Genomic DNA, 1,486 nt, shown 5'->3' with positions numbered 1-1,486 from the left:
AACGAAGACGCCCTACAACGAATCAAAATATTTAGAAGCATTAAAACGAAGAGGATCGCCACTGTTAAAATTTGCAATAAATAGCTAAATTTTACTAGTTGTCCACCTCAGGGCGTGTTGTTAGCACTATTTTATGAGAACAACCAAACTTGATTTAATTTCACAGTTTTTACGAATGTAGAAATTTTTAACATATAATTCTTTAGTTTTATATTGTTTATCTTCTACTTTAAATAATACGTCACCAGAAAAAATAGCATCATTAGAATTTGACGCCTCGACTATATTTTTCCATTTAGTAATATCAAAATCACAAGACTCACTAACCTTTGAAAAATTTTCGAGGTGTAATTTTTTAGACGCTGAATGGTTTTGATTTGCCGCTAATGCAGCAAAACTTAAGATACTTACAAGTGATACTAGAATCCGTTTCAAGATTGATTTCCTTATAGTGCTAACGCCCCATTAAGAGGCAAATAATAGTTGGCTAAAATAAGCGACGAAGGAGCAAATAGCCAACTGTTATTTGTCCTGCTTGAATGGCTTGTTATAGGGCATTAACCCCATAAAAATTATTGACCTATCACTTCGAGAACATCATCACTTAATAAGTGTTCTTTACCTCTAAAAACATCAAGAGTTCCAGGTGCTGATTTACTATTACCAAGAAGACTAACATAACAACGATATGTATATTTACCATTAGTAAATGAGTAATGATGGTTACCACCACTTCCATCAAATGCCATTTTTCCGTTAAATAAAACTAAATCAGGTTTAACATTCGTTTTTTTATTAATACTCCAAGATGTATAACGATAATTATAGTCACCAAGATCATCAATCCTTATATGAAATTTGGCTGTCTTCCACTCTAAAATTGGTTTTTTATAATCACTTATACTCGAATGCAAAGTTTGCTTTTGTTTCTCTATTAAACTTTGCTCAAAAGCTTTTTCTTTAGCTGTGTGATAATTTATTGCATTGATTTTTCCATTCGAATCTAGCCAAAGTTTACCATTGGAAAACATAGTCCCACGCCACCCCATCTGCCTCCAATCTTTATCCACATCAGAATTAGATATTAAATCAATCAACTCTTTATCAAAAACTTCATCGAACCGATTAATTAATTCTGTTTTATTTTTAATAAAAGGTATTGGTAATTTTCGTTTTAGCGGATAAGAAATTAATGTCGAAATTGTATTTTTATTTTGACTTTTAAATGCACCTATAATTGGAAATATGTAATCATTTTCTTTTTTATCTACAGCAAAGGAGTTTGATGCAAAAACGATAGTTAACACTAATATTATTTTACTGAAAAACTTCATATATCCTCAACACTTTGATGTGCCCTATAACGCCCCATTAAGAGGCTTTTAATTGTTGGCTAAAATGTGAAGCGAAGCGGAACCTAGCCAACTGTTAAAAGTCCTGCTTGAATGGCTTGTTATACGCACTTTTGAAATAACCACCAAGATTA

The 1,486-nt window shown here is 31.7% G+C and carries 2 protein-coding genes; both read right to left on the bottom strand.

What is annotated here, in order from left to right:
• Positions 1-126: 126 nt before the first annotated feature.
• The gene (locus H4J52_RS02895) at positions 127-435 is read right to left on the bottom strand and encodes a hypothetical protein (protein WP_182176737.1); all 309 of its coding nucleotides are present in this window, start codon (positions 433-435) and stop codon (positions 127-129) included.
• Positions 436-572: 137 nt separating this feature from the next.
• Positions 573-1,334, bottom strand: a complete 762-nt coding sequence (locus tag H4J52_RS02890) for a hypothetical protein (protein ID WP_182177704.1) — start codon at positions 1,332-1,334, stop codon at positions 573-575.
• Between the last annotated feature and the right edge of the window lie 152 nt (positions 1,335-1,486).

The sequence above is a fragment of the Colwellia sp. MB02u-14 genome (assembly GCF_014076915.1).
Taxonomy (GTDB): domain Bacteria; phylum Pseudomonadota; class Gammaproteobacteria; order Enterobacterales; family Alteromonadaceae; genus Colwellia_A.
This window is presented reverse-complemented; position numbering and strand designations above follow the sequence as displayed.